The sequence below is a fragment of the Bacillus cereus group sp. BfR-BA-01310 genome, assembly GCF_022664325.1.
Classification (GTDB): Bacteria; Bacillota; Bacilli; order Bacillales; family Bacillaceae_G; genus Bacillus_A; species Bacillus_A paramycoides.
In genome coordinates this window covers 825,845-851,803 of sequence record NZ_JAKUHD010000001.1, presented here as the reverse complement: position 1 = coordinate 851,803, position 25,959 = coordinate 825,845, and the positions used below count along the sequence as shown (strand labels likewise).

Here is a 25,959-nt window from a genome sequence, read left to right as displayed (position 1 = left end):
ATTGAGGTAATACAGCTTTAAATTTTGCAGTTTGTATAAATAAAACAGTACCTCGTCTAAACTACAATAGACGAGGTGTTTTTTTATGAAAATGAAACGGAGAATTATAATTGTTTTAATTTGTTTTATGGGTATGATTTTTTTATTACTTTGTCGTTTAATCCAAATACAGATTATAGATACAGAATCGTTTACTGACCGAAATATTAATTTGATTGAAAAAAGTGTTACGCAGCGCACACAATCACTTACAGTAGATAATGGAAGAGGGCATTTTATAGATCGAAATGGTAAGGAAATTGGTGAAGAGAAATATCCAGTTTTAATTATTTTCCCATTTTTACAAATAAAAAATGACATGTTAGAGAAAATTGCGCATATCATTGGTGTGTCGAGACAAGAGATAAGACTGCAAATAAAAAATAAGAATGAAGCATTTATATTACGAAGGGGGAATATCCCATTTCAATTAACGGTCGAGCAGATGGAGAAGGTAAATCGCTTAGATATTTTAGGTATTGTAGCAGCAGAAGTTCGATTGAAGCAAACGGGAGAGGCAAATCATTTAATAGGTGATGTGGGAGAGAATGAACAGGAATTTCAAAAGCGTTATGGAGAAATGAAAAAACTTTCGAAACAAACGCCAATTGGTATTTCCGGATTGCAGCAATCATTTGATGAATTTTTACTAACTGATGGAGAGGCGAAAGTACTATATCAAGTGGATCGACAAGGAGAACCGATTTTCGGGAAACAGGCGAAATATACTTCACCAGGAAATCCATTTTATCCAGTTACTATTCAAACGACAATACATAAAACGTTGCAACGCCAGGCAGAAAAGATTATAGATGAAAACGGAATAAAAAAAGGTGGGTTAGTATTACTAGACATAAAGAATAGTGAAGTTTTAGCAATGGTAAGTAAGCCATCTTTACAGATGAGTGATAGGAGTGTATATAAAGCTACACTTGAAAATCAAATGTTAACTCCTCATTTTCCGGGGTCTGTTTTTAAAACAGTAGTTGCAGCAGCAGTAATTGATGAGAATTTGGTGCGGTTTAATCGTGCATTTAACTGTAATACGGATTTATACGATGAAAATCTGCCACAAGTTATGATGGGGTCATTAAATTTTAAGGAAAGCTTTGCTAGAAGCTGTAATCGGACGTTTGCCGCATTAGGTAACGAACTAATGCAAAAGGATAGTGAAGTTTTAGAAACGTACTTAGAGGCCTTAGGAGCAAGTCAGAAGGTAGGGTGGAAAGGTTCCGTATTTCATACACCGGAATTTGAGCAATTGCCAGAAGAAAAGAGTGCTATTATTTGGGGAAGCGAAGAAAATAAAGATAGTAGAAAAGCGATTGCCCAAACGATGGTCGGACAAAAAGATGTACGCGTGTCACCTCTAGCTATAGCGAATATGATGGCGACAATTGCTAGAGATGGAGAGAAGCTGGAAGTGAAAGCTGTGAAAAAAATAGTGTATAAAAATGGAACCGACTTTTTTACATTTGAAAACCATAAATTAAATGGGAAACAACTTTCTTATGAAACGGTGAAAAAACTACAAGAGTTATTAAGAGGCGTTGTAACGATGGAGAAGGGAACGGGAACGGCATTTCGTTCGTTACCACTAAGTGTCGCTGGAAAATCTGGGACGGCACAAACAGGAAAAGGAACGAAGGTGAATCGCTGGTTTGCAGGTTATTTTCCATATGAAAACCCAAGATATGCTTTAGTTGTAGTTGATATAGAAACAGATAGTAACGTAAATGCAGTTACACCAGTTTTTACAGAACTGGTAGAAGCAATTCATCAATTAGAAAATGAAAAGTAATCTTGCAATTATTTATGAAATGTTTTCATTTCGTGAAAATATTATTGTAAATGTTCAACCTTTCTAGATTTAATGTTACAATAGCAAGTATGAAAAACTGCATGGAGGTTTGAAGAATGGCAGGAGGATCTAGATTCCAACAGAAACAACAAAAACGTCGTCAAAACGGTGTTTTAAATATTGCGATTGCTATTGTATTAGTAGCAGTAGCTATAGTAGCATATCAATTGTTTGTTCCTGATACAAAAGAGCAAGCGTCTCCTAGTGATAAAAAAGTAGCTCAGCAAACAACAAAAGAGAATAAAGCTGAGAAAGCTAAAGGTAAAGAAGAGACGAAGAAGAACGAGCAAGAAAAAGCAGAGGCTAAGAAAAAAGAAGAAGAGAAGCAAAAGGCTGAGGAAGAAAAGAAAAAAGCTGAAGAAGAAGCAAAAGCTAATGAGAAAGTATCAGCTGAAAAAACACAGCCAAAGGCAACAGATGCTTATACGAAACCTTCTTGGAAGCCAGTAGGTACAGAACAAGGTGCAACACCTGCGATGACGTTTAAAAAAGGTACAGCAGATTGGAATGAGATGAATCAAGCGATTTCCGCTGCAATTGACGTTCCAGTAGAGCAATTAGTTATTCATAGAATCGGAAATAACGGTAAGAATAAAGCCTACGGTAACGTACAAGATAAGCAATCAGGTAAAAAATATTATGTAAACATTGATTGGGTAGATAATGAGGGCTGGAAACCAGTACTTGTTCAAACTCTAAACTAAAAAAGAGAGGCTCTTAGGAGCTTCTCTTTTTTAGTTAGCGTAATTTCTTTAATTTAAAATGAACAACCGCACTATAATAAGGTCTTTTGCTTTCAGAATCCATAATCATTTGATGCGAGATATGATGTACTTCGAGCATAAGTGCTTTATTATTATCAATTTGCTCACTAATTTTTTTTTCTAAAGAAGCTAAGTCCGCCGCTTCAAAAAACTCTACTTTATCTTCTAACATTTCAAAGGTAAATGACACGAAGACGACCCCTCTCCTATGTAATCACCTATAGTGTAACAAAGAAAAGAAGGAAATACTATGTGCATTTCAATTGACATTTTTAGAAAGAGGGAATATCATACTGATAAAACCGATAAGAAAAAGGGGAATTTTTATGGGCATAGAATTTAATGGTTTATTTGATGAATGGGCTCATACGTACGACTCATTTGTACAAGGCGAAGATATACAATATAAAGAAGTTTTCGCCCATTATGAGGACATTTTAGAGGATGTAGTTAACAAGTCATTTGGCAACGTATTAGAATTCGGTGTTGGTACTGGCAATTTAACAAATAAATTATTACTTGCTGGTCGCACAGTTTACGGTATAGAACCGTCACGCGAAATGCGTACTATTGCAAAAGAGAAATTACCAAAAGAGTTTTCAATTACAGAGGGTGACTTTCTTTCATTTGAAGTCCCAAATTCAATTGATACTATTGTGAGCACCTATGCATTTCATCATTTAACAGATGAAGAAAAAGACGTAGCAATTGCGAAGTATAGTCAATTGCTAAACAAAGGTGGTAAAATAGTGTTTGCTGATACGATATTTGCAGATCAAGATGCATATGATAAAACTGTTGAAACAGCAAAACAAAGAGGTTTTCATCAGTTAGCAAACGATTTGCAAACAGAATACTATACACGTATTCCTATCATGCAATCTATTTTTGAAAACAATGGCTTCCATGTAACGTTTACGAGATTAAATCATTTTGTATGGGTAATGGAGGCAACTAAGCAATAGAAAGAGGGATTAGATTGAGAATTGCTGTAATTGGAGCAATGGAAGAAGAAGTACGTATTTTACGTGACAAACTAGAACAAGCAGAAACAGAAACTGTTGCAGGTTGTGAATTTACGAAAGGGCTATTGGCAGGACATGAAGTAATCTTGCTAAAGTCTGGTATTGGTAAAGTAAATGCAGCGATGTCAACGACAATTTTATTAGAAAGATATAAACCTGAAAAAGTAATCAACACTGGTTCAGCTGGTGGATTCCATCATTCTTTAAATGTTGGAGATGTGGTTATTTCAACAGAAGTTCGTCATCATGACGTAGATGTTACAGCATTTAACTACGAATATGGTCAAGTGCCAGGAATGCCACCTGGATTTAAAGCTGATGAGGCATTAGTTGCATTAGCTGAGAAATGTATGCAAGCAGAAGAAAATATTCAAGTTGTAAAAGGTATGATTGCAACAGGTGATTCATTTATGAGTGATCCGAACCGCGTTGCAGCAATTCGTGATAAATTTGAAGACCTTTATGCAGTAGAAATGGAAGCAGCAGCTGTTGCGCAAGTATGCCACCAATATGAAGTTCCGTTTGTTATTATTCGTGCACTTTCTGATATTGCTGGCAAAGAATCAAATGTTTCATTTGATCAATTTTTAGATCAAGCAGCTCTTCATTCTACAAACTTTATCGTAAAAGTACTAGAAGAGTTAAAGTAATGTAACAAAAAGGCAACTGTCTCATATAAAGAAAATACATACAGTTGCCTTTTCTTTATTGGCAAATAAGGGGGAGAACACGATGAATGTATATCGTGGCGTTCATGAGTTGATTGGCCATACACCAATCATAGAAATTACTCGTTTTTCACTTCCGAAAGGAGTCCGTTTATTTGCAAAGCTTGAATTTTACAACCCAGGCGGAAGCGTTAAGGATCGTTTAGGAAGGGAATTAATCGAAGATGCACTAGAAAAAGGGCTTGTTACCCAGGGCGGAACAATTATTGAACCGACGGCTGGAAATACTGGCATTGGACTGGCACTTGCAGCGTTAGAACATGATTTACGCGTCATTGTTTGTGTACCAGAGAAATTTAGTGTTGAAAAGCAAGAATTAATGAAAGCGTTAGGTGCAACGGTCGTGCATACACCGACTGAGCAGGGAATGACCGGCGCAATTGCAAAGGCAAAAGAATTAGTAAAGGAAATACCAAATTCATACTCTCCAAGTCAGTTTGCTAATGAAGCAAATCCTCGTGCTTATTTCAAAACACTAGGTCCTGAACTTTGGGATGCACTGAATGGAGAGATTAACATATTTGTTGCAGGGGCAGGAACTGGCGGTACGTTTATGGGAACTGCGTCTTATTTAAAAGAGAAAAACATTGATATTAAAACGGTTATTGTAGAACCAGAAGGATCTATTTTAAATGGTGGTAAGGCTGGTTCACATGAAACAGAAGGAATTGGTCTTGAATTTATTCCACCATTTTTAAAAACATCTTATTTCGATGAAATTCATACGATTTCTGATCGAAATGCATTTTTACGTGTAAAAGAATTAGCGCAAAAGGAAGGTCTTCTCGTTGGAAGTTCTTCAGGAGCGGCATTCCATGCAAGCTTGCTTGAGGCTGAAAAAGCAAAACCAGGTACAAATATTGTAACGATTTTTCCAGATAGTAGTGAGCGTTATTTAAGTAAAGATATATACAAAGGATGGGAATAAAAAATGAGAGCAAAGACAAAGTTAATTCATGGTATTCGCATAGGAGAACCTTCAACTGGATCTGTAAACGTACCGATTTATCAAACGAGTACGTACAAACAAGAAGCAGTTGGTAAGCATCAAGGATATGAATATTCACGAACAGGTAATCCAACTCGTTCAGCTTTAGAAGAAATGATTGCAGTATTAGAAAATGGTCATGCTGGATTTGCATTTGGTTCAGGGATGGCAGCTATTACAGCAACAATTATGTTATTCTCAAAAGGAGATCACGTCATTTTAACAGACGATGTTTACGGTGGAACATACCGCGTTATTACAAAAGTACTAAACCGTTTCGGCATTGAGCATACCTTTGTAGATACAACAAACCTAGAGGAAGTTGTAGAAGCAATTCGCCCAAATACGAAAGCGATTTATGTGGAAACACCGACGAATCCGTTACTGAAAATTACTGATATTAAGAAAATATCCACTCTTGCAAAAGAGAAAGATTTATTAACAATTATTGATAACACATTCATGACGCCGTATTGGCAGTCACCAATTTCTTTAGGAGCAGACATTGTACTTCATAGTGCAACAAAATATTTAGGTGGGCATAGTGATGTGGTTGCAGGCCTAGTAGTTGTAAATAGCCCACAATTAGCAGAAGACCTTCATTTCGTACAAAACTCAACAGGAGGCATTCTTGGACCACAAGATAGCTTCTTACTACTTCGTGGTTTAAAAACACTAGGAATTCGTATGGAAGAGCATGAAACAAATTCACGCGCAATTGCTGAGTTTTTAAATAACCATCCAAAAGTAAATAAAGTATATTATCCGGGTCTTGAATCACATCCAAATCACGGATTAGCAACAGAACAAGCGAACGGATTTGGTGCGATCATCTCATTTGATGTAGATAGTGAAGAAACATTAAATAAAGTACTAGAAAAACTACAATATTTTACACTTGCTGAAAGTTTAGGAGCAGTAGAAAGCTTAATTTCTATTCCATCACAAATGACACATGCATCTATTCCAGCTGATCGCCGTAAAGAATTAGGAATTACAGATACATTAATTCGTATTTCTGTCGGTATTGAAGATGGTGAAGATTTAATTGAAGATTTAGCACAAGCGTTAGCATAATAAAAATGTACTGCTCTATATGAGCAGTACATTTTTATTATGCTAATTTGTGAAATATTTCACAAATTAGACACACACAAATGAAATGATTTCCTGTATATTAAATTCATGAAATGTTACTCACGAACAAACTTGTGAAATATTTCACAAACAATGAGGTTCATGTAAGAAGGCAACTCTATTTTTTTTACGATAATAGGGACTTATTTTGACCTATAGGGACATATAAGGACCACGATAGTAGAATAGGAGGAAATTTACATGGTAGTCAAAGAGAAAGTTGTAAATGAAATGCAAGAGGTAAAAGAGATGATTGATACGTTAGTGAAGAACGGTCAAAAAGCTTTACAAGCATTAGATAGTTTTACACAAGAGCAAATTGACAACATTGTTCATGAAATGGCACTAGCAGGTGTTGATCAACATATGCCACTTGCGAAATTGGCTGTTGAAGAAACGGGCCGTGGTGTATATGAAGACAAATGCATTAAAAATATTTTTGCCACTGAATATATTTGGCATAGCATAAAGAAAGATAAAACGGTAGGAATTATTCATGAAGATCCTCATGAAGAAATAATAGAAATTGCGGAACCTGTCGGTGTAGTAGCAGGAGTAACACCAGTAACTAATCCAACGTCGACAACGATGTTTAAAGCATTAATCGCAATAAAAACGAGAAATCCAATTATTTTTGCATTTCACCCTTCTGCACAAAATTGTTCCATTGCAGCGGCGAAAACAGTATATGATGCAGCAGTGAAGGCTGGTGCACCAAAGCACTGTATTCAATGGATTGAAAGACCTTCTGTCGAAGCAACGAAACAATTAATGAACCATGAAGGTGTTGCACTCGTTCTAGCAACTGGAGGAGCTGGTATGGTGAAATCAGCTTATTCTACTGGCAAACCAGCGTTAGGTGTAGGCCCTGGTAATGTACCATGTTATATAGAGAAATCGGCACATGTTAAACGAGCTGTTAATGATTTGATTTTATCGAAAACGTTTGATAACGGAATGATTTGTGCATCAGAACAAGCTATCATTGTAGATAAGGAAATTTATGATGATGTTAAAACAGAAATGATTGCAAACAATTGTTACTTTGTAACAGAAGAAGAGAGAAGAAAATTAGAAAAGCTTGTTATTAATGAAAATACATGTGCAGTAAATAGCGATATTGTAGGGAAATCAGCGCAGTATATTGCCGAATTAGTTGGGATTACTGTGCCTGAGAATACAAAAATGCTTGTAGCTGAAATACAAGGTATCGGAGCAGCGTATCCGCTATCTCGTGAGAAACTGAGCCCAGTATTAGCTTGTGTAAAAGCAAATTCATTAGAAGAAGGATTAACATACTGTGAAGGAATGCTAGACCTTGGTGGCTTAGGGCATTCAGCAGTCATTCATTCTACAAATAAAGAAGTACAAAAACAATTTGGATTACGCATGAAAGCTTGCCGTCTCATCGTAAATGCACCTTCATCACAAGGGGGAATTGGCGATATATATAACGGATTTATTCCATCACTTACGCTTGGTTGTGGTTCTTACGGGAAAAACTCAGTTTCCCAAAACGTAACGGCGACTCATTTATTAAATATAAAAAGGCTGGCAAATAGAAAAAAGAATATGCAATGGTTCAAATTACCACCAAAAATTTATTTTGAAAAACATGCGACAGCATATTTAGAAAACATGCCCAATATTTCACGTGCATTTATTGTAACGGATCCAGGAATGGTGGAGCATGGTTATGTAGATACAGTTACACACTATTTACGTAAACATGTAAATGATGTGAAAGTTGAAGTTTTCTTTGAAGTCGAGCCAGATCCATCAGATGAAACTGTTTTTAAAGGTGCGGACATGATGAAAAGCTTTAAACCAGATGTAATTATCGCACTTGGTGGTGGTTCAGCTATGGATGCAGCAAAAGGGATGTGGCTATTCTATGAGCACCCAGAAACAACATTCTATGGAATTAAACAGAAGTTTTTAGATATACGAAAACGCACATGTAAATATCCGGAATTAGGAAATAAAGCGCAGTTTGTTGCAATTCCAACAACATCAGGAACAGGGTCAGAAGTGACGCCATTTGCGGTTATTACAGATAAGAAAAATAATATAAAGTATCCGCTCGCAGATTATGAATTAACACCAGATGTAGCGATTGTTGATCCACAATTTGTAATGACAGTACCACCTCATGTAACAGCAGATACTGGCATGGACGTATTAACACATGCAATTGAAGCGTATGTGTCTGTTATGGCAAATGACTATACAGATGGTTTAGCATTAAAAGCAATTGATCTCGTATTTAAATATTTACCGAGAGCATATGAAGATGGAAATGATGAAGAAGCTCGAGAAAAAATGCATAATGCTTCCGCAATCGCAGGTATGGCATTTGCAAATGCATTCCTAGGTATTAATCACAGTTTAGCACATAAACTTGGACCAGAATTCCATATTCCACACGGACGTGCAAATGCAATTCTTATGCCGCACGTAGTCCGCTATAATGCTATTAAGCCAAGAAAACACGCATTGTTCCCAAAATATGAGCACTTTGTAGCGGATGAACGCTATGCACATATTGCGAGAATGCTCGGACTTCCAGCGAGTTCAACAGCAGAAGGTGTGGAATCACTCGTTCAAGCAATTATTGCGCTTGGAAAAAGCTTGAATATTAATATGAGCATTGCAGGGCAAGGAGTTGCTAAAGAACAATTTGAAGAGGTTGTCGGAGTGTTAGCAGAAAGAGCTTTTGAAGACCAATGTACAACAGCTAATCCAAAATTACCGCTTATTTCAGAACTGAAAGAAATTTATATGGAAGCATATAAAGGCCTGTAATAGATATGAAAGAGTCGCATTTAAGCGGCTCTTTTTCTTTGGAAAACATCTCCCAGATTGGCTCTATTTACTTGTCTTTAAGCTTCATAGAATATGATACAGTGAGGAGGGGAGTGATAAATAAATGAAAGAATTACAACAAAAAATCGCAGATTATATCCGATTCGGACAAGTGCTTCTTGCAGTAAGTACATTTTTGATGGTTGGTTTATTAATTCCGAATGGAGCAAAAGAGACGGTACAAACTTTTGTTATGATGGGGAGTATCATATTATTTTTAAGTTTGTCATTCCTCTTCTTTAGGCGTGTTAAAGCGATGCGTGATCAATTAGAGGAGAGCGAATATGAAGAGAATTGTTAAATGAGGCGCTACGAAAAGAAGAACTCTTTTTGTAGCGTTTTTTCGTTTTTTGTAGAAAATGTATGCGTTTCACATTGATAATGATAATCCTTATCGATTAAAGTGGAATAGTAATCGATGATTATCCTTATCGATTAGAGGTGAAAGAATGAAAAAATCCATTACGCTTTTCACAGCGATCTTATCTATTTTTTTCTTATTAAAATGTACATATTAAAGCTGGAGAAATTGCTAGTTTAATCGGTCCTAATTGACCGCAAGAGTTCTTATGTGCGGTAAACTTTCCACTTGAAAAATTGGAAAGTTTACCGCCCGTTAGAACGGGATAAGTATCTAGTATATTTCGAAATCCTACACCCCCCTCAGTTGTAGTTTTCTTTATACTAGTGATAATATGGATGCAGTAGACACTCTTTTGTCTACTGCTTTTTTTTTGATATAATACAACTTGTTAAGACTGAATATTCTTTCTTTTAGCGGTTTTCTTAATACAAAGCATTCAACACTTACGTAATTTGAAATATGTTGTTATGTAATGAGGTTCAAAATGATGGGAGTGAATAAAAGAGTGTTCCATACAGATCGCCTACAATTTCGCAAATATACAATGGATGATTTACAGTTCTACGCTTCGTTATGGGGGAATGAGAAGGTAATGCGTTATATTGGAAATGGAACGTTAAAAACATATATGCAATGCAAAAAAAGTTTGGAGGAGTGGGTACTTCCGAATTATAAAAATGGTCTCGGTTTATTTGTAATGATTGAAAAGGAAACGGGCATACGAATTGGTCATGCAGGGCTTGTCAAGCAGAAAGTAGATGGAAAAGAGGAAATTGAGATTGGTTATTGGCTACTTCCTAAGTATTGGGGGAAAGGATATGCGAAAGAGGCCGCGGCAGCATTTCGAGACTATGGTTTTCAAGCGTTACAAATGAATAAATTAATTTCACTTATTAATCCGAACCACCCAGCTTCAATATTTGTCGCTAGAAAAACAGGGCTTAGCTATGAAAAAACAACTGCATTTCATGGAATTGATGTCCTAGTTTATTTTATTAAGAGAGTTGGATGAAAAAATTCACTTTTTTAAAGGTGAAATGTCCTTTTTGAAGAATGGTATATAAAAATAAAAGGAGGGATTAAATGTATATTTATCATAATGGACTAATTATTCGTGAAGGAACGAATGGAGTGCCAGCATATGCAATTAAAACATTATTTGAAGATGCTGGCTGGAGTAATGATAATATCCCTTCTTGGCAAATTGAAAAATTTACGATAGCATTTGAAAATTCAACATGGGCTTTCACAATTTGGGATGAAGAAGAGATGGTCGCGATGGTTAGAGTGATTTCTGATCAAATCATGGTTGCTAACATAGTAAATTTAGTTGTGAAGTGTGAGTATAGAGGAAAAGGATTAGGTAAGAAACTTGTGGCTCTTTGTTTGCAAAAGCTTCCACATGGCGATTGGTTTGCGCATACATCTGCTAACAATTTTGATTTTTATAGAAGCTGTGGTTTTGAAGTAAGAGAGTTATCAAGAAATGGAACATGTGCGTACTATGGGTATCAAGTGGCAAAAAGGGATGGCCATCGATAAATGAGCGGAAAGTAAAGAAAAATCATAGTTAAGTAATTCTGATTCTTTTCATAATAGAAAATGAATTGAGGCTCATTTTATGGTAAAATGAAAGAAAATTCAGTTATTATTAGGGGGATAAAAATGAGTATAAAAGTTGGGGATGTATTTAAATATGAAAGAAGGTTTACCGAGGAAGAAGTTTTTGAATTTGCAAATATTACAGGCGATAAAGGTAGACATCATATGGAATATGATGAGAATGGACGATTAATGGTTCATGGCTTATTGACTGCTAGCATTGGGACGAAAGTAGGCGAAGAGTTACATTACATCGCAAGGGAATTAGTAAGTGAGTTTATTAGACCAGTTTTTACAGGGGATACGATTACTTGTGAACTAACTTTAACAAATATTGAACAAATGGAGGGGTATAAAAAAGTTTCAATAGAGTCAGTTTATCGTAACCAACATGAAAAGACTGTACTAGTCGGGACAAGTTATGGAATTATACGGGAATAAAAAAGAAGCCTGTTTGAAACAGGCTTCTTTTTTATTATTTAGTAAACACGTTTTCGATTTTCCGCATGACTAGAGATAAGTAATAATGCAGTTTCTTCACCTACATTACGAACAATATGAGGAACACATGCATTCCAGGAGAAAGAATCACCTTCTTCTACAATTGCAATATCTTCCCCATGTTGAACTTCTAGTTTTCCACGTAATACAAGGTGACATTCTTCCCCTTCATGAGCATTTGGTGAGTTTTCTTTCGGAAACCCGGTAGGAATTTCTACTAGAGATAGGCGAAGACCACCTTGCTCCGCAACATGTTCAATTCTTTGTTCATCTTTTCCGTATACACTGTATTTACGTTCTTCTTTTTTTACAACTTTCAACCGATCTTTTTGTTCTAATAATAAATAGGGAAGGGGAACGTTTAAAAAATTGGAGATCGTTTCTAAAGTTGAGATAGATGGTGATGTTTTATTATTTTCAACCTGACTCATAAAGCCTTTAGAAAGGCCTGTTCCTTCACAAATTTGTGCGATTGTTATCCCTCTACGTTGACGAATTTCACGTATTGCAGAACCAATGTTCATAAAAATCAAGCTCCTTTTTGTAAACAACTATTTGTATCATAGCAAAAAAAATATATTTTTTCCCACTGAAAATGAATTGACGAATAAAAAAAATTAGTGTATGTTTTGTAATGTAAATAAAAGTTCTGTATAAGAAAACTATAAAGGAGAGAAAGAAATGAATCAACATATCGGTAACTTAATTATTCGTATCGTGTTAGGGGTAACGTTCTTTATGCACGGTTTAACAAAATTCCAATCAGGAATTGACAATATTGCAGGGTGGTTCACAAGCATTGGTTTACCAGGAGGACTTGCATACGGTGTAGCAACAGTGGAATTAGTTGGTGGTCTATTGTTAATTCTAGGTTTAGGTGTAAGATATATTGGATTATTATTTGCACTTGTTATGGTTGGAGCAATTGTAAAAGTGAAATGGTCAGCTGGTTTATTAGGAGATGGAAAAAATCCTGGCTTCGAATTAGAACTTGCATTGTTAGCGATGGGTGCGTACTTATTTGTTGCAAAAGCAGACGGTTTTATAGATAATTTCTTAAAAGAAAAAGTGTTTAAAAAAGCTTAATTTACATGGAGGGCTAACAAGATGAGTTTTCAACTTCATTCCGATACAACACTTGATGTTGTTCATTTATACGTATCAAATATAAAGAAATCACTAGAGTTTTATACGGAAGTACTAAGCATGAAAGTGTTAAAAGAAGATGAAACAGTCGTTACATTTGGGAATGAAAATGACGAGCCACTCCTTATCATTGAAGAAAAGAAAGAAGCTTTTCCGAAACAAAGAGGGAGAACAGGGTTATATCATTACGCAATTTTATTACCAAGCAGACAGGATTTAGCGAATGTTCTTCGTCATCTTGTAGAGATGGTATATCCACTGCACGGCGGAGCCGATCATTACTTTAGTGAAGCCCTTTATTTAGCTGATCCAGATGGAAACGGGATTGAAATTTATCATGATCGCCAAAAAGAAGTTTGGCGTGATGAAAATGGAGAGCTACCATTTGTTAGTAACCCGTTAGCCGGTGAAGAATTATTACAGCAAGGAAGTACATGGAATGGCTTTCCAGCTGGTACTGTGATGGGGCATATTCATTTCCATGTAGCTGATTTGGAAGAAGCGAAACGTTTCTATGTTGATGGTCTTGGTTTTGAAGTAACCATCCCAGCTCGTAATGGAGCGTTGTTCGTATCCGCAGGTGGTTATCATCACCATATTGGTTTAAATACATGGCAAGGTGAAGGGATACCACCGCAAATGCCAAATTCCGTCGGCTTGAAATATTTCACAATTGTACTAGCGGATGAAAAACAAAAAGAACAAGTATGTGAAAGCTTAAAAAATATTGGCAAGATTGCTACGTACAAAGATGGAATATTACAAGTTGAGGACCCATTTGGACATTGTATACATTTCAAAATAAAAGGAGAAGCCTAAAAATGGCTTCTCTTTTTTACTTTCTTATAATTGCTTTTTCGTTTTGTAAAAATAGTTCATCAAATTGCTTCGCAAGCTCAAAATCTAGTTTCGTTAAACCTTTTGCATTCCATGATGACAAAGTAATAATGACTGCTTTATACTGGATAAGGATAAATGGATGGTGATTATGTTCTTCTGATAGTTTGGCGGCTTCAGAGACAAATTCGACTCCTTTTAAGTAGTCGGAAAACATATATTTTCTTTCAATCCATTTTTCATCTTTCACTGTCCATTTATCCAGCTTTGCTAATTCCTCTTGTACTTCTTCATTAGCTAATCGTAGCATCATTTTTCACATCCTTTATCTGTAGTAGTGCAAGACCATTGTTAATAAGACGCGTTACAGCTTCGTCAGTTGTGAAGGTAGAAAGTTGTTGTAATAATGCTGCTGATGCTTCATGACCTTTGTTATGTTCTAAAAGCAATTCTAAAATTTCAAGACGAAGCAACCATTCTTTCGGATAAAATTTATTTAATACTTCTTGGATTGCTACTAATTGCTCGACATGCGCGTCGTGTAAAGTACCTTCACCTCGAATATCACGAACCGTTTGATACATACGTTCAAGCTCAGTCAGTACAAGCGGATCAGGAGTTTCTTGTACTTCTTCATCTATTGGGAAAAATGCAGCTGCATCTGCCGCTCCTGGGAATACAGAAGTGATTTGTGAGCCGACAGCCATATCAAATGCTCCCCATGAAGGATCAAATAATAAGTGATCTTTATGAGTAACTGTACAATCTATAAAGGAGATAAGAGCAATCTTTTTATCATTCTTTACAATGTCTGTTACTGTTCCTTTTACATGAATGCCACTTGCAAAAGTAAACTCTGCACTATTTCCAATTGTAATGCATAATGATTGTAATTGTTCTTCTGTACAATTTTCTAATGCAATATCTCCATCTAGTAATCCGATTGGTGTCCCGAATCCATCGCTATGCACAGATGTAGAATGATTTGCTAACTGTTTATTATGAATTGCTAATGCAGTTGGTGTATTTGTTCTCATATAAATGACTTCACCAGTATCATTTTTAATTGTCTCTGTAAATGTACCTGTAATTTGTAATCCGCTACTTAGCTCAGTTGTAGCATGGTTTTCGGAGCGGATTGCTTTTTCTAATCCTTCTGTGCCACCTGTTTTAAATGCCATCGTTTCAGAGAACTTCTCAAGTGCCTCAGTCAACTCTTCAAATGATTCGCAAACAAATAGCTGTGGCTGCATTTTTGTTACGTCATAAGTTGTACCTGTACAAGCTTCAATTGAGAATGGGACTTTCTTTACAGCATCTGTTAAACAATGCTTACTTTCACCGACAGAGGAAAGGAGACCAGCACCGTAAATTTTCGGGTCATCTATATTACCGATTAAGCCATATTCCACTGTCCACCAGAATAGACGTGAAATTTGTTCTGCTTCTGATAAACCAGAAACTAAGTTTTGTTTTTCGATTACAGCATTTTCAGCAGCTGCAACTTCTTCAGGTGTAGAAGTCGGGCTTTCTTTTACAATCGTTAATGTACGAACAGCTTCGAAAGCTTCATGTTCTTCTTTGGTGGAGAAAGCTTTCGCTCCAATTTGTCCAAATCGTTTCACATATTTTGCATATGTAGGATCAAGTAAAATCGGTGCGTGTCCTGCTGCTTCATGAACGATATCAGGAGCTGGTGTATACTCGATATTTTCTACTTTACGAATATCTGTTGCGATTGGTAGTAATCCGTGCCCCTGAAAATCAAAGAATGCGACGCCGGGAATAAGTCCGTCAATCGTTACGGCGCCCCAGCCGCTTGGTGCTAAACAGTCATTCATATCTTCTACTTTTGGAATCGCATCTATATTAATACCAGATGATTGTAGTCCATTAACGTATGCTGGATGAGCAACATCTTTTAAGAAGTTATGGTTTTGTTTCATAATGTAACGCCAAACAGCGTGATTCACCGGCGTGTATTGATCATAATGCTGTTTGGATACGAATGGTTTTAAATGTGATGGAATTTTTGTTTTCTTTGTCATTTAGACATCCTCCTTTTTTTCTATAAAAATGAATACTGGCTCGTATAGCTTGTACCACCTCCCTTCAAAATTGTAAGCGCTTATAGAATTTTATCATAAGATTCGGAATTATTTAACAACTGTTTGCGTGAGAAATAGAAAAAGCCCCTATCGGAACATCCGATAGGGGCGAAAGAATCGCGGTACCACCCTATTTGTAAGTGAAAATATACTTACATCTCAACTAATGATAACGGAAAAACTCCGTCTTTTCCTTCATGCATAAAAGCACTACGAAAAAGAAGCTCCAGAATTGTAATTCGTACTTATATATGTGCTAATTTCCACCGACCATTAGCTCTCTGAAACAGGGATACAAGATACTACTGCGATTCTTTCAACGCGTATATATGAAGTTATTTAAAAGGAAAGGACGCAAAAAAGTCCCTATCGGAATATCCGATAGGGACGATAAAAATCGCGGTACCACCCTATTTGTAAACAACTAATTGTTTACCACTTACTTTAAGATAACGGAAAGATCCGTCTTTCTCTTCATGCATAAAAAGCATTACGGGAAAGAAGCTCCAGAATTGTAATTCACGCTTGTATATGTACTGATTTGCACCAACCATCAGTTCTCTGAGACAGGGATATAAGTCGCTACTAGTATTCCTTCAAAGCCGATATATAATTCGTTCAACTAAACTATGTTTTGTATTATAAAACTATATTGAAAAGCTTGTCAACAATAATTTTATTACTTTACTTCTAAATCAAAGTTTAAATTAGATGTATTTTCAGTTGCATCAGTTGCAACAATGAAACTCCCTCTAATAAAAAAATTACATTTCTATCGTTAATTATAAAGACCGATGTTGGCTAAACTATACATTCGACATAATTCATACCGATCCTCTTTGAATTAAAAATTTCTTGGGAAATTTTTGGGGATTATGTCGAATGGCTACAACATGCATATAGCAAGCGGAATGTGAGGGATGCTATAGGGAAAAATAGGGGTGTTAAATGAAAAAGTTTATAGTAAGTGGCAGCGTGAGTTTGTTTCTTTTTTTCTGTACAATTTCTATTATTAGCGCAGAAAATAATGGAGTAAAAGTTGCTTTTATTCGTAATCATGATCTTTGGATTAAAGTCGATGAAAAAGAAAAGCAGATTACAAAAGGAGAGTACATAACAGGGCCGAAATGGTCATATGATGGAGGATGGCTCGCATATGCAAAAGGAAAGAAGCGAAATCATCTTGAACTGTATCGGCTGAAAGATGGAAAGAAAGTTACACCGTTTCAATCAGAAGCATCGAATTATCAATGGTCACCAATAGAGAATGTAATTGCATTTGTATTTGCACGTACATTAAATACGTTTGATGCTGAAAAAAAGAAAGCAGATTTTGAAAATGTATCAGCTGGTGTAGGTGACTATGCATGGTATCCTGATGGTAAGAGGTTTCTTGTATCATCTGAAGCGTATTTGCTTCCAACAGGATGGACAGGAGCTCAGCTATATGAAATGGAAAAGGATGCAAATATGAATCCTCATAAGATGAAACATTTATATGCACTACCGAATGAGCATGATGACTTTTTAGCATTAGTTGCAAGTGGATTTAAGTGGTCACCAGATCAAAAGTGGATTTCGTTTTTAGCAGTACCAACAGCTTCTTTGTCAGCGGATAGTAATACACTTTGTTTAATTCGAGCGGACGGCAGTCGTTTTGAAAAAATAGATCAAATGTTGTTAAATACACAATGGTTTCAATGGTCGCCATCAAAAAATATATTGGCGTATATTGAAGGTAGCGGAAGAGTTGCATTAGAGAATAAACATTTAAAAGTAAAAGAATTACCAGCCCTACAGCAAAATACATTTACTCCAAAAGGATATGTTGATTGGGACTTCACATGGAAGAACGATAAAGTAATTATCGTTTCAAGGGCAAAGGAAGCAGAACTATCGATACATCCGGAAAAAAGGCCACTACCAACTTTATATGAGATAAATAGTACAAGCGATGAACAACATCAAATCACAAAGCCACCTTATAATCAAGGTGATTATAATCCTATCTTTATAAAGAAGAGCAACCAATTAATGTGGATACGTTCAAATCGTAAGAAAGCTGATGTATGGCTTGCTCATAGCGATGGGAAATATGAAAAGAAGTGGATTGAAAATATAGATGTACCAGAGTGGTATTATGAGAAATGGAATTGGGAAGATGTCATTTCGGTGAAAGACGAGTAAAAAATCCTGCCTGAAATATAATTTTTAGGCAGGATTTTCAATGTTATTTATGCGTCTTATTTGGCTTTTTTTTCGCAGGGTTTCCATTCCCTTGATGTTTTCTATTTTGTTCATCTTTTGCTTGCTTTTCATGCAATGTATCTAAAAAGTCATTTGAGTTACTCATTTTTATATCTCTCCTTTTTTCATTTCGTCCTAATTACTATAACCATTTAGGAGGAAAATCATGAGATAAAAGTTAAGCACTTAGTTTTCTTCGGTAATATAAGTAAAATATTCCATACGTAATAAATAGCATAAGTAAAACTTGTAACTCTACATTTTCTTTTAAAATAGCCCCGAAAGGGTCTGGCAAGTAAGGGGATTTTTCGCTCGCTCCTAAATCTAACCATTTGTTTAAGAGATTAATGATGCAAAAAATGAAAACACCGGACCAGCTTGCGATAATTGCTTTTTGCTTAATTTTTGCTTCACGTTCATTATCTGTAATCCAAGGATTAGCAGTTTTATCACTATTAAAAAAGCTATTTATGTATCCCTATATGATTATTCCGATAAAGACGATAATCCATTTCATATTTGTGGTCCTTCTCTTCTTGTAAAAAATATTTGACATATATAATTGTAATGTTTTCCAAATGTTCATATCAAATATTTTTTACATATTACTTTTTCATATAGCAGGAATGAAGAATAAAATAGGGAAGGAATATGTGAGACCATTTTATATTGAGAGGAAGAGGAGTATGAAACTTGTCTTTGTTCGTCATGGTGAAGGTGAACATACAAAGGATTTACCATTAAGTTTGCAAGTGGTGAATCCGCCGTTGACGGGAGTAGGAAAGAAGCAGGCTAAATTGCTTCAGTGCGATGTACCATTACAAGACAGGGATATATTAATCGCTAGTCCTACACTACGAACACTACAAACTGCGACAATGTGGAGTTCGAATGTTGCTTGTCAAAAAATCGTTCATCCATATATATCCCCACGCATTTTCCCTTATCGTGAATTAGCTAAAACATTGCCGTGTGATCAATTGTTAGATCGAAAGATAATTAGAAATTTATTTCCACATTTTTCGTTAGAAGAAAGTACAAATGAACTGTTATGGAATGAGGGAATCAATATAATCCGAGAGAAGGAATTTCAACAAATAGTAGGTGAGTTTCTGCATTGGTGCTATCAGTTAAAAGCAGAAAAAGTTTGTATCGTTTCGCATGATGGAACAATTACAGCTTATAGACAATATTTACAAAAAGTAGTTTTAACGAGAGATGATTTTTTAGAAGAAACGGGGATATATCAAATAGATTTATAGGGAGGGGGATGTCAAATGAACATTGCACTAGTAGTTGGCTATAACTCTGATTTGGAAATGCAATCAATTCGAGCGACACTTGAATATTTTGGGGCGAGAGTTGTGACATATTGGATCGGTAGACCGAAAGATTTCATCGATGTTCTTTCCGGAAAGACTTTATATAAAGATATCAATTATGTTATTTTTTGCTTTCATGGTGATGAAGGGGAATTTGTAATGGAAGAGTTAGGAGAAGATGTGTATGACGAAAATGAACCGAGAGGATACTTTGGTGCAGCAGAAATTAAGAGATATGCAAAATTGCATAATATCCATATTGTAAATAGTGGTTGTACGTTAGGTGAACAAAAACTAGCAGAAGTATTTTTACAAAATGGTGCAAAATCGTATATTGGATCGATAGATTATGTGGATGGAAATGCAGCACTTATGTTTACAATTTGCTTATTTTACGGGCTTATTAATCATAAAAAAACATTAGAAGATGCTTTTCAAGAAGCAAGATTAATTGATGAAAAGACCCGTACATTTCGATTATATGAATAGTCTAAAATACACTTATTCAAATATAGAATGAACACGTTTTACATTTAGCACACAGTTTTTTAACAATTTTTTCAGTGAAAATGATTATCAACTGTGGTATGATATGTTCAAGTTTTTACAGGTAATAAAAGTTACTATATAAACGTTAGTTTTGGATGTTGTATTCGGATGTCACGAATTATTCATAATTAACATTATAAAAATAAGTAACCAATGTTATTATATTATTTGTAACTAACTTAATTACAACTTTAGGAGGAAGATATGGTTATTCAATTTTTAAGAGAAAACAAAGCAGTTTCTTTTGTATTAGCGATAATCCGAGTATATCTTGGTTACACATGGCTAATGGCTGGAATCGGTAAACTACAAGGGAAAGGATTCGATGCAACTGGCTATCTACAAGGTGCAATTGAAAAATCTAAGGGAGCACAACCGGCGGTTCAATCTTGGTGGGCATCATTCTTACAAGAATTTGCAATTCCAAATGTAGATCTGTTTAATACACTTGTAACGTGGGGAGAAATTTTAGTCGGGATTGGTTTAATTGTAGGCTGTTTAACAAAAACAGCGGTCTTTTTCGGTCTTGTAATGAACTTTTCCTATCTGTTTAGTGGGTCAATTGGTGTAAACCCTGAAATGGTTATCTTATCAATGTTCGTTCTTGTTTCTGGTATGAATGCTGGAAAACTTGGAATCGATGGTTTCGTTATACCGAAAGTATTAGGATCAAAAACTCAAAAACGCCAAAAGCAAGCTGCTTAATATATGAAAACGGGTATCTCAAAAATGAGATACCCGTTTATTTTTCAGCACTTATAGGATTTTTCTCAAAGAAATCTTGTACATACCCTACAAATTCTTGTGGTTCTTGACGAAATGGTGCGTGGTAACCTTTTTCTATAATATGAAAAGTGCTATTTTTTAAGAATTGATGATAAGTTTCTCCTTCTTTCCAAGAAACACTACTATCATTTCTTCCCCATATAATTAAAGTTGGTTGTTTTATTTCATTTGCATTGATTTGAAGACGCCTAGGCCACAATTTCATTTTGTTATAATGTTCTTCATCATTACGTTTAAATTTGACTTTGCTTTCATTATAGTCTGCAACAGAAGAAACTGTACTTAAATCCGTCGACAATTGTGGTTTAGGAGAGCCTTGTTTATTTACTAATGAGTGAGGGCCACCTGTAGCGTCGGTTAAAATAAGATGGGTAACCGCATCAGGATATAAATATGTTAAATTAAGAGAAATTTCTCCGCCCATGGAATGACCGAGTATTGCGAATGTCTCATAACCTAGTTTTTTCATTAACTTATAATATAAGTTCGCATGAGTTGGAAAGGAATAATAAAAGTCCATCGGTTTAGATGAACGCCCAAATCCTAAAGCATCCACAGAAATAATTGTATGATCTTTTGCTAAATCAGAATAAATCTTTTGGAATCCATCTGATGATCCACCGAATCCGTGAATCATAAGTAAAGGTGGTTTCTTGCTGCCAATTTGCTTAAAGTAAATCGTTTGACCATCTATTTCAATCATTTTTTCTTCTGTAGTTAATTTCGCAGTAATTGTATTTTTCACTTGTTTTACTTGTTCTACGGGCTTTTCTGCGGCACTACATCCTACTAATAATGCAAGAGTCAGACAGCCCGCCATAAGATAGGTAAGTTGCTTCAATTAGTTGTCCCCTTTCTAGCATAACGCTGCATCTATCATAGCAAATAGCATATTACGGTTTCCAGGAAGTTGATTACTATTCTTTATCATAAGAGGTGAAAGAAGTGTTTCATGGAAATTTGCTGTTTGCAGAAATTGGCGGAATATGAATTGTGAATGCGGAACATCAATGCGTATTGTCCCATTCCACGATTTACAAATCATTTCTAATAATTGAATAGAGTCTGCTTCTTTTTTTGAAATAAGTGGAGTAATACATAGTACATTTCCTTTTTGTATGCATAAAGCAAAAGCATCTATTTGATTATTCCGTTCAATTTTAAATGAGTAAGTTGCTCTTGATAGTAGCGATGAATAAATCTTAGAACGATGTGCACCAGTCGCAGTTTGATCAAGAGAAATTAGAGATTGAAGATCAGTTTGCTGAATTTGTTTTATGGGAACGGAATTTGTATTTATGTAAGTTGCTTGTTTTTCGAAACGATGAATTGTTGTTATTGATTGAAATCCATATGATTGATATAAAGGTTCACCAGCTTTTGTTGCAATGAGCATAATAGGAAGCGGTGAATGAGCTAGTTTTAAGCTGTTATTTAGCAAGATACGGCCAATGCCTTGTCTTTGAAAATCAGGATGTACGATTAACATGCCGATAGAAGAAAATCCAGGGTCGAATGAAAACACCCCTCCAGATGCAATAAGTTTATTCTCATGTACATAGCCAAAAATTGTGCCAATTGAAAGGTACATATGGAATTGTTCTTTCATAAAACTTTCGTGCTGTAGCCACCCGACTGATTCACAAAGAGAGAGTAAATCTAGAATGGAAGATTCGTTTAGTTTTATTGTTTTCATAAAGGTTCACCAAGTTTCTATTTTATTTTTAAAAATAGAGTTGATATTGTTACGAAATGTAAAGTAAGAGGTTTACGTTAAAAGAAATCTAATTTTTTTATATTTAGTTTGTAAAGGGCGCTATGATTGATATGAAAGGACACAGTTATACAAATTATAACTTATATTTACATAAGTTAACAAAAAATTTACATATAACTAATTTTCTCTTAACAGTCTTCTATTAAATTTGATAGTGGGAAATGAATAACTTAATTAGGGGGACAAAAAAGTGAAAAAGTTCGTAAAAAAAGCATGGCCATTTGCGGTTGTGGCGTCATTGGCAATTACTTCTGTAGCGACGTGGAATTTCACACGCACAGACAGTGTTAAAGCGGATGGGAAAGATAGCGATCAAAAGATTAAAAATGTCATTGTATTAATTGGGGATGGTATGGGGCCTTCATATATGACAGCTCATCGCTACATGAAAGACAATCCAAAAACATTTGAAATGGAATCTACAGAATTTGATAAACATCTTGTAGGAACACAAAAAACATATCCAGAAGATGAACATGAAAATATTACAGACTCTGCATCAGCAGCAACTGCGATGTCAGCAGGTATAAAAACATATAATGCAGCTATTGCAGTTGATAATGATAAAACAAAAGTAAAAACAGTGCTTGAGCAAGCGAAAGAAAGAGGAAAGTCAACTGGACTTGTTGCAACTTCTGAAATTACACATGCAACACCAGCAGCTTTCGGTGCACATAACATTAGTCGTAAAAATATGGATGAAATCGCAAATGATTACTTTGATGAGAAAATAAAAGATAAGCATAAAATAGACGTTATGCTTGGCGGTGGCGTAAATAACTTTGTTAGAAAAGACCGTAATCTTACCGAAGAGTTTAAGAAGTCTGGTTATAGTTATGTAACCGATCGTAATCAATTATTAAATGATAAAAACGATCAAGTTCTTGGCCTATTTGCACCAGGCGGTTTAGATAAAATGATTGATCGTAATGATAAAACACCGTCATTAGAAGAGATGACAAATGCAGCGATTGATCGTTTGAACAAAAATAAAAATGGTTTCTTCTTAATGGTTGAAGGAAGTCAAATCGACTGGGCTGGACATGATAATGATATCGTTGCAGCAATGAGTGAAATGGAAGACTTTGAAAGAGCATTTAAAGCAGCGATTGAGTTTGCGAAAAAAGATAAAAATACATTAGTTGTTGCAACTGCAGACCATTCTACTGGAGGATTGTCTTTAGGTGCGAATGGTGAGTATAACTTTAAAGTAGAGCCGATTAAAGCTGCGAAACGTACACCAGACTTTATGGCAAATGAGATTGCAAAAGGTGCAAATGTAGAAGAAACATTGAAAAAGTATATTGATCTACAATTAACACCAGAAGAAATTAAAGCTGTAAATGATATAGCTCCATCAAAAGATGTAACAAAGATTGATAATGCGATTGAGGATATCTTCAATAAGCGTTCGGTTACAGGATGGACAACGGGTGGACATACAGGTGAAGATGTGAACGTATATGCATTCGGACCAGGTAAATACTTATTCTCTGGCGTTCAAGAGAATACAAATATAGCTAAACGTGTCTTTGATATTGTTGGCGGCGGCGACCCAAATAAAGGAAGACGCTAATTATAAAAGAAAGTGAGGCATTTTTGCCTCATTTTTTCTTTTTAGGAAGGGTGAAAAGATGAGAGGTTTTACGGGGAAATTAGGAGTCGCTATTCTAGTCGGACTATTGTTAGTTGGTTGTCAATCTAAAGAGGAGCATATAGAAAAGAAAACAGTCGCTAAGAAGACGGAAGAACAAGTACATATAACGAAAGAAGAAGAGGGGGCTATTCAAGGGGTTATTGAAGCATATGTACGAACGACGAATGAAAAAAACTTCACTGAGCATATGACGTTATTTTCAAACAAAATGCTCGGTGCGGAAGACTTAAAAACACAAAAGGAAGCGGCATTTCAAAAGGGAAATAAGAAAATCGAATTGGAACATATGAATATGAAAGCTCTTAAAGGTGGGCTTGTTATTGTTGAAACAGAGGAAAAGGAAATAGACGGGGGAATTACTCTTCAGAAGAAAGTACAATATGGGCTTGGAAAAGAAGATGAAGGATGGAAAATTGAAGAGGTTCGTACGATAGAAAAGAAATAAAAAAGGTTCTCATAGGAGAGAACCTTTTTAAAGTGGTAATAAAATTTGATTTGAACATGCTTCAATGTCATCAATATCTTGACGGATTGTTGCCATTTTATTATCAAGATCTTCAGCTTTCATAGCAGCATCGTGCAGTTCATCCTTCAAATAATCAGGTATGTTTCCTTCATATTTGTAGTAAAGTTTATGTTCTAAACTTGCCCAAAAGTCCATCGCCAGTGTACGTAATTGAATTTCTGCAAAGACATCTTTCGTACCAGAATTTAGTGACAATGGATATTTTATTATCATGTGTAAACTTTTATAACCATTTTGTTTTGGACTAGCGATATAATCTTTTACTTCTACAATTTCCATATCTTCGCGCTTCTCAATAACCTCTTTTAAATGGTAAATATCTTCTACAAAGCAACATGTAATACGGATGCCAATAATATCTTGTAATTGTGTTTGAGCATTTTCAACTGTTGGTGATAAGTTTTTACGCTCAAGCTTCCTAATGATACTTTCGGGTTGTTTAAGTCTAGTTTTTATATGTTCAAACGGGTTGTAGTCTTCTAAAAATTGAGCTTCCCGGTTCATAATTTCAAATTTAGTTTTTAACTCTTCTAAAGCGAATGTATAAGGTAATACAAAAGCTTTCCAGTAGTTAACTGTTGATTGGTTATATTCCATTTATATACACACCTTTTCCTATTTACAAGTGAAGTTGTTATTATACTAAACACCAAATCATGTAGGCGCAAGCAGCAAATGATGAAATCATAAAGCGATATTTAGTTTTCATATTTTCAACTCCTTTCAAATGAAATTTTATATATGAATAAACGCGATTGTTAGTAAGTTCGCTATGTACAATTCTTATAGTAATAGATTCATGTGAAATTCGTATGAACTAATTGTTTCAGTTTTTTGTCTTTTTCATAATCGGCAATTTGAAATAGAACTATATATTAAATGAATCATAATAATTACGTTTTATTTGTAATCGTGGATAAATGAGAGGGGAAATACACGTACGTGTAAATATTACATTGGCTTGTACAGAATGTAGTGATTGGAATTATATTTCTAAGAAAAATAAACGAAACAACTCAGAGCGCGTCGAACTAAAAAATATTGTCCACGATTAAAGCGAGTGACACCACATCGTGAAATGAAGTAAAAGATTAGATATATCTCTAGCTTTATTTTAGTTAATTAAATCC

Annotated in this window: 28 protein-coding genes, 1 pseudogene and 2 other annotated features; of the genes and pseudogenes, 20 read left to right on the top strand and 9 right to left on the bottom strand. The window is 35.3% G+C overall.

Features of this window, described 5'->3' with window-relative positions:
- Nucleotides 1-85 precede the first annotated feature (85 nt).
- Both MR109_RS04495 and MR109_RS04490 read left to right on the top strand, forming a co-directional pair.
- On the top strand, nucleotides 86-1,840 hold the full coding sequence (locus tag MR109_RS04495) for a peptidoglycan D,D-transpeptidase FtsI family protein (RefSeq protein WP_242271183.1): 1,755 nt from the start codon (nucleotides 86-88) through the stop codon (nucleotides 1,838-1,840).
- Nucleotides 1,841-1,956: 116 nt separating this feature from the next.
- The gene (locus MR109_RS04490) at nucleotides 1,957-2,604 is read left to right on the top strand and encodes a YrrS family protein (RefSeq protein WP_242271182.1); all 648 of its coding nucleotides are present in this window, start codon (nucleotides 1,957-1,959) and stop codon (nucleotides 2,602-2,604) included.
- A 34-nt stretch (nucleotides 2,605-2,638) separates the two neighbouring features.
- On the opposite strand, the gene MR109_RS04485 is transcribed toward MR109_RS04490, so the two are convergent.
- Nucleotides 2,639-2,854: a YrzA family protein gene (locus MR109_RS04485; protein ID WP_002173557.1), complete on the bottom strand. Its 216-nt coding sequence runs from the start codon at nucleotides 2,852-2,854 to the stop codon at nucleotides 2,639-2,641.
- A 136-nt stretch (nucleotides 2,855-2,990) separates the two neighbouring features.
- Here MR109_RS04485 and MR109_RS04480 point away from each other — a divergent pair, with 136 nt between their 5' ends.
- The 9 genes from MR109_RS04480 (at nucleotide 2,991) to MR109_RS04440 (ending at nucleotide 11,814) form a co-directional block, all read left to right on the top strand.
- Nucleotides 2,991-3,629 (top strand): class I SAM-dependent DNA methyltransferase, encoded by a 639-nt coding sequence (locus MR109_RS04480; protein WP_002173556.1) that lies wholly within the window; start codon nucleotides 2,991-2,993, stop codon nucleotides 3,627-3,629.
- A gap of 14 nt (nucleotides 3,630-3,643) precedes the next feature.
- Nucleotides 3,644-4,339 (top strand): 5'-methylthioadenosine/S-adenosylhomocysteine nucleosidase, encoded by a 696-nt coding sequence (mtnN, locus tag MR109_RS04475; RefSeq protein WP_002088741.1) that lies wholly within the window; start codon nucleotides 3,644-3,646, stop codon nucleotides 4,337-4,339.
- Between the two features lie 82 nt (nucleotides 4,340-4,421).
- Nucleotides 4,422-5,345 carry an O-acetylserine dependent cystathionine beta-synthase gene (locus tag MR109_RS04470; protein ID WP_242271181.1) on the top strand — a complete coding sequence of 308 codons (924 nt, stop codon included), beginning with the start codon at nucleotides 4,422-4,424 and terminating at the stop codon, nucleotides 5,343-5,345.
- Between the two features lie 3 nt (nucleotides 5,346-5,348).
- Nucleotides 5,349-6,482, top strand: coding sequence for a bifunctional cystathionine gamma-lyase/homocysteine desulfhydrase (locus MR109_RS04465; protein ID WP_242271180.1), 1,134 nt, complete (start codon nucleotides 5,349-5,351; stop codon nucleotides 6,480-6,482).
- Between the two features lie 261 nt (nucleotides 6,483-6,743).
- Nucleotides 6,744-9,347, top strand: a complete 2,604-nt coding sequence (gene adhE / locus MR109_RS04460; protein WP_242271179.1) for a bifunctional acetaldehyde-CoA/alcohol dehydrogenase — start codon at nucleotides 6,744-6,746, stop codon at nucleotides 9,345-9,347.
- 124 nt (nucleotides 9,348-9,471) lie between these two features.
- Entirely contained in the window at nucleotides 9,472-9,708 is a 237-nt protein-coding gene (locus MR109_RS04455) for a YrhC family protein (protein WP_071718570.1), read from the top strand.
- Between the two features lie 547 nt (nucleotides 9,709-10,255).
- A complete protein-coding gene (locus MR109_RS04450; RefSeq protein WP_242271178.1) occupies nucleotides 10,256-10,783 on the top strand; it encodes a GNAT family N-acetyltransferase in 528 nt (175 codons plus the stop codon).
- A 71-nt stretch (nucleotides 10,784-10,854) separates the two neighbouring features.
- Nucleotides 10,855-11,313 (top strand): GNAT family N-acetyltransferase, encoded by a 459-nt coding sequence (locus tag MR109_RS04445; protein WP_002173549.1) that lies wholly within the window; start codon nucleotides 10,855-10,857, stop codon nucleotides 11,311-11,313.
- 123 nt (nucleotides 11,314-11,436) lie between these two features.
- Nucleotides 11,437-11,814, top strand: coding sequence for a hotdog family protein (locus tag MR109_RS04440; RefSeq protein ID WP_000025007.1), 378 nt, complete (start codon nucleotides 11,437-11,439; stop codon nucleotides 11,812-11,814).
- A 38-nt stretch (nucleotides 11,815-11,852) separates the two neighbouring features.
- Here MR109_RS04440 and MR109_RS04435 read toward each other — a convergent pair whose 3' ends face one another.
- The gene (locus tag MR109_RS04435) at nucleotides 11,853-12,398 is read right to left on the bottom strand and encodes a helix-turn-helix domain-containing protein (protein WP_025147373.1); all 546 of its coding nucleotides are present in this window, start codon (nucleotides 12,396-12,398) and stop codon (nucleotides 11,853-11,855) included.
- A gap of 157 nt (nucleotides 12,399-12,555) precedes the next feature.
- On the opposite strand from MR109_RS04435, the gene MR109_RS04430 reads away from it, so the two are divergent.
- Both MR109_RS04430 and MR109_RS04425 read left to right on the top strand, forming a co-directional pair.
- A complete protein-coding gene (locus MR109_RS04430; protein WP_025147374.1) occupies nucleotides 12,556-12,960 on the top strand; it encodes a DoxX family protein in 405 nt (134 codons plus the stop codon).
- Nucleotides 12,961-12,981: 21 nt separating this feature from the next.
- Nucleotides 12,982-13,839 carry a VOC family protein gene (locus tag MR109_RS04425; RefSeq protein WP_098789259.1) on the top strand — a complete coding sequence of 286 codons (858 nt, stop codon included), beginning with the start codon at nucleotides 12,982-12,984 and terminating at the stop codon, nucleotides 13,837-13,839.
- A 16-nt stretch (nucleotides 13,840-13,855) separates the two neighbouring features.
- On the opposite strand, the gene MR109_RS04420 is transcribed toward MR109_RS04425, so the two are convergent.
- Nucleotides 13,856-14,170: a 4a-hydroxytetrahydrobiopterin dehydratase gene (locus tag MR109_RS04420; protein ID WP_242271177.1), complete on the bottom strand. Its 315-nt coding sequence runs from the start codon at nucleotides 14,168-14,170 to the stop codon at nucleotides 13,856-13,858.
- Nucleotides 14,151-15,905: an aromatic amino acid hydroxylase gene (locus MR109_RS04415; protein WP_242271176.1), complete on the bottom strand. Its 1,755-nt coding sequence runs from the start codon at nucleotides 15,903-15,905 to the stop codon at nucleotides 14,151-14,153. The genes MR109_RS04420 and MR109_RS04415 overlap by 20 nt, the downstream gene beginning before the upstream one ends.
- 161 nt (nucleotides 15,906-16,066) lie before the next feature.
- Nucleotides 16,067-16,294 (bottom strand) — a binding site (T-box leader).
- A gap of 51 nt (nucleotides 16,295-16,345) precedes the next feature.
- Nucleotides 16,346-16,574: a binding site (T-box leader), on the bottom strand.
- A 339-nt stretch (nucleotides 16,575-16,913) separates the two neighbouring features.
- On the opposite strand from MR109_RS04415, the gene MR109_RS04410 reads away from it, so the two are divergent.
- On the top strand, nucleotides 16,914-18,152 hold the full coding sequence (locus MR109_RS04410) for a TolB family protein (RefSeq protein WP_242271175.1): 1,239 nt from the start codon (nucleotides 16,914-16,916) through the stop codon (nucleotides 18,150-18,152).
- Nucleotides 18,153-18,195: 43 nt separating this feature from the next.
- Here the strand turns inward: MR109_RS04410 and MR109_RS04405 are convergent, their stop codons facing one another.
- Both MR109_RS04405 and MR109_RS04400 read right to left on the bottom strand, forming a co-directional pair.
- Nucleotides 18,196-18,318 carry a DUF4023 domain-containing protein gene (locus tag MR109_RS04405; protein ID WP_002173541.1) on the bottom strand — a complete coding sequence of 41 codons (123 nt, stop codon included), beginning with the start codon at nucleotides 18,316-18,318 and terminating at the stop codon, nucleotides 18,196-18,198.
- Nucleotides 18,319-18,390: 72 nt separating this feature from the next.
- Nucleotides 18,391-18,684 carry a phosphoglycerate mutase gene (locus MR109_RS04400; protein WP_242271217.1) on the bottom strand — a complete coding sequence of 98 codons (294 nt, stop codon included), beginning with the start codon at nucleotides 18,682-18,684 and terminating at the stop codon, nucleotides 18,391-18,393.
- Between the two features lie 214 nt (nucleotides 18,685-18,898).
- Between MR109_RS04400 and MR109_RS04395 the strand changes: the two genes are divergently transcribed.
- The 3 genes from MR109_RS04395 (at nucleotide 18,899) to MR109_RS04385 (ending at nucleotide 20,788) form a co-directional block, all read left to right on the top strand.
- Nucleotides 18,899-19,474 carry a histidine phosphatase family protein gene (locus tag MR109_RS04395; protein ID WP_098303766.1) on the top strand — a complete coding sequence of 192 codons (576 nt, stop codon included), beginning with the start codon at nucleotides 18,899-18,901 and terminating at the stop codon, nucleotides 19,472-19,474.
- 15 nt (nucleotides 19,475-19,489) lie between these two features.
- On the top strand, nucleotides 19,490-20,023 hold the full coding sequence (locus MR109_RS04390; protein ID WP_242271174.1) for a delta-aminolevulinic acid dehydratase: 534 nt from the start codon (nucleotides 19,490-19,492) through the stop codon (nucleotides 20,021-20,023).
- Nucleotides 20,024-20,287: 264 nt separating this feature from the next.
- A complete protein-coding gene (locus MR109_RS04385) occupies nucleotides 20,288-20,788 on the top strand; it encodes a DoxX family protein (protein ID WP_002173538.1) in 501 nt (166 codons plus the stop codon).
- A gap of 37 nt (nucleotides 20,789-20,825) precedes the next feature.
- Here MR109_RS04385 and MR109_RS04380 read toward each other — a convergent pair whose 3' ends face one another.
- Both MR109_RS04380 and MR109_RS04375 read right to left on the bottom strand, forming a co-directional pair.
- Nucleotides 20,826-21,689, bottom strand: coding sequence for an alpha/beta fold hydrolase (locus tag MR109_RS04380; protein WP_374202565.1), 864 nt, complete (start codon nucleotides 21,687-21,689; stop codon nucleotides 20,826-20,828).
- Nucleotides 21,690-21,725: 36 nt separating this feature from the next.
- Complete coding sequence (locus tag MR109_RS04375; RefSeq protein ID WP_242271172.1) at nucleotides 21,726-22,565, bottom strand: GNAT family N-acetyltransferase; 840 nt, start codon at nucleotides 22,563-22,565, stop codon at nucleotides 21,726-21,728.
- Between the two features lie 271 nt (nucleotides 22,566-22,836).
- On the opposite strand from MR109_RS04375, the gene MR109_RS04370 reads away from it, so the two are divergent.
- Together MR109_RS04370 and MR109_RS04365 are read left to right on the top strand one after the other, a co-directional pair.
- On the top strand, nucleotides 22,837-24,222 hold the full coding sequence (locus MR109_RS04370; protein WP_242271171.1) for an alkaline phosphatase: 1,386 nt from the start codon (nucleotides 22,837-22,839) through the stop codon (nucleotides 24,220-24,222).
- Nucleotides 24,223-24,280: 58 nt separating this feature from the next.
- The gene (locus MR109_RS04365; protein WP_071718578.1) at nucleotides 24,281-24,748 is read left to right on the top strand and encodes a hypothetical protein; all 468 of its coding nucleotides are present in this window, start codon (nucleotides 24,281-24,283) and stop codon (nucleotides 24,746-24,748) included.
- A 27-nt stretch (nucleotides 24,749-24,775) separates the two neighbouring features.
- Here the strand turns inward: MR109_RS04365 and MR109_RS04360 are convergent, their stop codons facing one another.
- Nucleotides 24,776-25,426, bottom strand: coding sequence for a GTP pyrophosphokinase (locus MR109_RS04360; protein WP_002173533.1), 651 nt, complete (start codon nucleotides 25,424-25,426; stop codon nucleotides 24,776-24,778).
- A gap of 323 nt (nucleotides 25,427-25,749) precedes the next feature.
- On the opposite strand from MR109_RS04360, the pseudogene rpmG reads away from it, so the two are divergent.
- Nucleotides 25,750-25,916, top strand: a pseudogene (rpmG, locus tag MR109_RS04355) (50S ribosomal protein L33).
- The last annotated feature ends 43 nt before the right edge of the window (nucleotides 25,917-25,959 follow it).